Below are 4,645 nucleotides of genomic sequence, written 5' to 3'. Positions count from 1 at the left end.
GGCCCGGCCGCCCCTACCGGCGGTGCGACGGACCGTCAGTGCGACTTGCCGTGACCGGCCGCCGCGCGGGGCTTGGCGGCCTTCACGCCACCGGACTCGTCCTCGACCTCGATCCGCTCGGAGGTCGGCCCGGACTTTCCGCCGTTCGACGCCCCCGAGTCCGCGGGGCGGTGACCGTCGGCCGCCCCGGACTGGTCCGCTCCGATCTCGGCGGCCACCTCCGCGGCCAGGTCGTGGATGTTCTCTCCGGCTTCGTGGGCCGCCTTCCTCACCTCCAGGACCAGACCGACGGATGTCCTGACGACACCCCGCACCACCGGCTTGAGGAGACGCTTGGCCAGTGGCGCGACGACGAGGCCGGCGACGAAGGGCGGCACTACGGGCGGCAGCATGGTTCTCCATCCTGAGCTGTGCGGAATCCTGCGGCTGTGCGGACGCACGACGGCCGTGCGGTCACCGTGATTCCCGGGAAACGCTAGTCGAGACGCATGGTCCGAGACCAAACTTTCCCACCTGGTTCACTCGTGTGAGTGTTTTTCAATTTCGACCAGGTCTCCGCGTGTTCCTTCCTGATTTCACAGGAAGAAACGATTTCGCCAGCCTTCCTCGGAAGGATGAATTCAGTCGGAAAACCGACGACAGGCCGCCCGGCCCCACTGACACCATGGCCGCCATGCCCCGTCGTGCCCTTCCGGTCCGCCTCGCCGCCGCCGTCACGGCCGCGGCCCTCGCGCTGACCGGCTGCGGCGCCACGGCACGCTCCGACACCGGCACCCCGCCGGTGGAGCACGGGACGGTCCGGATCGCGGCGGCCGGCGAGACCCCGAGCTTCAACCCGTACTCCGCCTTCGGCGCCGGGCCGGCCCGCTACGCCTACGACTCGCTGGTCAACGTCGACCCCGACGGCGCGGTGGTCTCCGGCCTGGCCGCGTCCTGGCAGGCCACCACCACCGCGGCCGCCTTCACCCTCCGCCCGGGCATCACCTGCTCCGACGGCACGCCCCTCACCGCCTCCGCGGTGGCCCGGGCCCTGACCTACGCGGGCGACCCGGCCAACCAGCTCGCCGGCGCCCAAACCGTCCTGCCGAACGTGCCGTTCACCGCCACCGCCGACGACGCGACCGGCACGGTGTCCGCGGTGACCACCACCCCCTACCCCTTCCTCATCCGCACCCTCGGCCTGCTGCCCGTGGTCTGCCCCGCCGGCCTCGACCACCCCGAGAAGCTCGACCGGGAGACCAGGGGCACCGGCCCCTACGTGCTCACCCGCTACACCCCCGGCGGCCCGTACGAGTTCACCGTCCGCGAGGGCTACACCTGGGGGCCGGCCGGGGCGACCACCGCCGCCCCGGGCCAGCCCGCCCGGATCGTCATCCCGGTGGTGCCCCAGGCGTCCACGGCCGCGAACCTGCTGCTCACCGGCGGCGTGCACATCGCGATGGTCGGCGGGCCGGACCGCGCCCGGCTCTCCGGCCGGGGCCTGGCCACCGTCGACGTCCCCATGGTGGTCGGGCTGACCTTCTTCAACCACCGGCCGGGCCGCCCGCTCGGCGATCCGGCCCTGCGCCGGGCGCTGGTGGGCGCGCTGGACCGCCAGGGGCTCGCCAACGTCGCGGTCGGCGGCACCGGCCGCCCGGCCTCCGACGTCAGGCCCGCGGGCGGCGTCTGCCACGCGGACCGCGCCACGGCCGACCTGCCCGGGCCGGACGCCGTCAGCGCCCTGGGCGCCGCCGGCTGGACCCGCGACGGCGACGGACGGCTGGTCAAGGACGGCCGGCAGCTGCGGCTGCGGGTGCTCACCAGCGCGGAGAGCGGGCCGACCCTCCCCTCCGCCGCCGAGCTGATGGCCCGGACCTGGACGGCGCTGGGCGCGGACGTCCGGCTCGTCGGCGAGAGCCTGCCCGCGCTCGTCAGCGCCATGTACCAGACCGGCGACTTCGACGTCTCCATGGGCAGCACCCCGGGGTTCCCCCTCCCGGCCCAGTTCGCCCCGTTCTTCTCCGGCCCGCTCCCCGCCCAGGGCCTGAACTTCTCCGGCATCGCCAACCCCGAGTACGAGGCGCTGGTCGCCCGGGCGCTCCAGGAGCCGGACACCGCGGGCTGCGACACCTGGAACCGGGCCGCGGCCGCGCTGTTCCGCTCGGCGGACGTCCTGCCGATCGCGGACGGCTCGAGCACCCTCTACGGGTACCGCACCACCTTCGCCGCCGCCAACGGCGGCCAGATCGTCCCGACCAGCATCCGCCTGCACCGGTGACCGGAGGAGCCGGCGCGTCCTCGTCGCGGCTCCCGCGCCGCCCGCGTCACACCTCGTCGGCCGGTTCCCGCGCCACCCGTGTCACTCCTCGTCGGCCTCCCCGAGGGGGCGCAGCAGCTGGTCGAGGCCGAACTCGAAGCGCTCGTCGAACGCCGTGTCCTCCAGGTGCCGGGCCACCCGGTCGAGCGCGGGGTAGCCGCCGTCGGCGAGCGCGGGGCCGAGGGTGTGCTCCTCGTCGGAGGCGCGCAGTGCCTGCTCCTCCTGGGTCAGGCCGAGCGCCAGGTACTGGATGCTCCAGAACGTCCAGGCGGCCCGGCGTTCGTCGAGTCCGGTGCTGAGCAGGGCCGCCACGACGTGGTCGGCGAAGGCGAGGGTCGCGGGCTCGGCGGCGTAGGTGCCCGCGACGACGGCCGCGCCGTCGCGGTGGGCGAGCATGCTGCGGCGGTAGCGGCGGGCCAGTTCGCGCACGCGCTCGTCCGGGGCCTCGGGCAGGTCGGAGAACCTCACCTCGGCGACGATCGCCTCGGCCATCAGCTCCAGCAGCCGGGCCTTGGTCTTGGCGTGCCACAGCACGGTGTTCATCCGTACGCCGAGGCGTTCGGCCGTGCCGCGCAGGGACACGGCGTCGGCGCCCTTCTCGTCGAGCAGTTCGAGCGCGGCGCGCACCACGGCGGTCGGGTCGAGCCGGGGGCGTGCGGTGGTCCGGGGTTGATTCTTGGTCACCGACCAAGTCTACTGGAGACGCCATCGTTGGTCAGTGACCAAGAAAGGGGGGCTTCGCCATGTCCGAAGCCACGCACACCAACACCAGCGGCAGCACCGCACCGGACGCCACGCACCAGGTGGTCATCGCCGGAGGCGGACCGGTCGGCCTCTGGCTCGCCTGCGAGCTGCGGCTCCACGGCGTCGACGTGACCGTGCTGGAGACCCGGGCCGAGCCCGACCCGCACTCCCGCGCCCTCACCGTCCACCCGCGCAGCCTCGAACTGTTCGCCGCCCGGGGGCTGGTGGCGCCGTTCCTCGCCGAGGGCCTGCGGGTGCCCAGCGGACACTTCGCCGCGCTCACCACCCGGATGGACTTCTCCCGGCTGGACACGCCCTACCCGTTCACCCTCGCCCTGCCGCAGGCGCGCACCGAGGAACTCATCGCCGCCCACGCCGAGGCCGTCGGCGTCCGCCTGCTGCGCGAGCACCGGGTGACCGGTCTGACCCGGCACGAGGACGCGGTGACCGTCGACGTCGACACCCCGGCCGGGCCCCGGCGGTTGCGCGCGGCCTACCTGGTCGGCTGCGACGGCAGCCGCAGCACCGTGCGCACCGCCGCCGGCATCGGCTTCCCCGGCACCGCCGCCACCCGCTGGGCCTGGATGGCCGACGTCGTCCTCGACACACCGCCCGCCGCGCACTCCGTCTCCAACGAGCACGGCACCGTCATGGTCTTCCCGCTGCCCGACGGCCTCCACCGGGTGGTCGGCAACGACGCGCGGAGCGTCCAGGAGCGGCCCGAGGCCCTCACCGTCGAGGAGCTCCGCGCCCGGGTGCGCCGGATCTCCGGCACCGACTTCGGCATGCGCGACCCGCGCTGGATCTCGACCTTCGGCAACGCCACCCGCCAGGCCGAGCAGTACCGCCACGGTCGGGTCCTGCTCGCCGGCGACGCCGCCCACACCCACTTCCCCGCCGGCGGCCCCGGCCTCAACGTCGGCCTGCAGGACGCCGGCAACCTCGGCTGGAAGCTCGCCCAGACCCTCGCCGGCACCGCCCCGGACGGCCTGCTCGACAGCTACCACGCCGAACGCCACCCGGTCGGCGCCGAGCTGCTGCGCAGCACCCGCGCGCAGACCGGCCTGATGACCACCTACACCTCGGAGAACCTCGCCATGCGCGAGCTGCTGGGCGAACTCATCGCCGGCGTCCCGGAGTTCTCCGACGCCCTGGCCCTGCGCTCCGCCGGGCTCGCCGTCGGCTACCCGCCCGCCGACCCGTCCGGCGCCCACCCGCTCACCGGAACCCGCGCCCCCGACCTCGCCGTCCACGGCGGCGGCACCCTGCTGCCCCTGCTGCGCCGCGGCCGCTACGTCCTGCTCGACCTCGCCACCGACCCCGGCGCCGCCTCACCGCTCGCGCCGCTGGCCCACGACGTGACGCCCGGCCTCGACGTCCACACCGCCCCGCCGGCCGGCCGGCGCCCCGCAGGCCACCGCCCGGCCTGGTCCGGCGTCACCGCCGCCCTCGTCCGCCCCGACGGCCACCTCGCCTGGCTCTCCACCGACGCCGACCCCCGCGACGCCGCCCGCGACGCGGTCGCGGCGACGCTCGCCCGCCGGTAGCCGCCGACCGCGAACGCGCGGGGCGGTGGTCTTCGCGGAGTTACCCACCGCGAAGACC

4 protein-coding genes are annotated in these 4,645 nt (G+C 75.0%); 2 read left to right on the top strand and 2 right to left on the bottom strand.

Annotated elements, in window-relative coordinates:
- Positions 1-35: 35 nt before the first annotated feature.
- On the bottom strand, positions 36-392 hold the full coding sequence (locus ACFU6K_RS31985) for a DUF5132 domain-containing protein (protein ID WP_380668972.1): 357 nt from the start codon (positions 390-392) through the stop codon (positions 36-38).
- 281 nt (positions 393-673) lie between these two features.
- On the opposite strand from ACFU6K_RS31985, the gene ACFU6K_RS31980 reads away from it, so the two are divergent.
- Positions 674-2,257, top strand: coding sequence for an ABC transporter substrate-binding protein (locus ACFU6K_RS31980; protein ID WP_380668970.1), 1,584 nt, complete (start codon positions 674-676; stop codon positions 2,255-2,257).
- Positions 2,258-2,338: 81 nt separating this feature from the next.
- Here the strand turns inward: ACFU6K_RS31980 and ACFU6K_RS31975 are convergent, their stop codons facing one another.
- Entirely contained in the window at positions 2,339-2,980 is a 642-nt protein-coding gene (locus tag ACFU6K_RS31975) for a TetR/AcrR family transcriptional regulator C-terminal domain-containing protein (protein WP_380668968.1), read from the bottom strand.
- Positions 2,981-3,039: 59 nt separating this feature from the next.
- On the opposite strand from ACFU6K_RS31975, the gene ACFU6K_RS31970 reads away from it, so the two are divergent.
- Positions 3,040-4,587 carry an FAD-dependent monooxygenase gene (locus tag ACFU6K_RS31970; RefSeq protein WP_380668966.1) on the top strand — a complete coding sequence of 516 codons (1,548 nt, stop codon included), beginning with the start codon at positions 3,040-3,042 and terminating at the stop codon, positions 4,585-4,587.
- The last annotated feature ends 58 nt before the right edge of the window (positions 4,588-4,645 follow it).

Origin of the sequence: Kitasatospora sp. NPDC057512, from assembly GCF_042802135.1 — a bacterium.
Classification (GTDB): domain Bacteria; phylum Actinomycetota; class Actinomycetes; order Streptomycetales; family Streptomycetaceae; genus Kitasatospora.
Note: the sequence above shows the minus strand (reverse complement) of the source record. Positions and strands in the feature narration are given on the sequence as shown.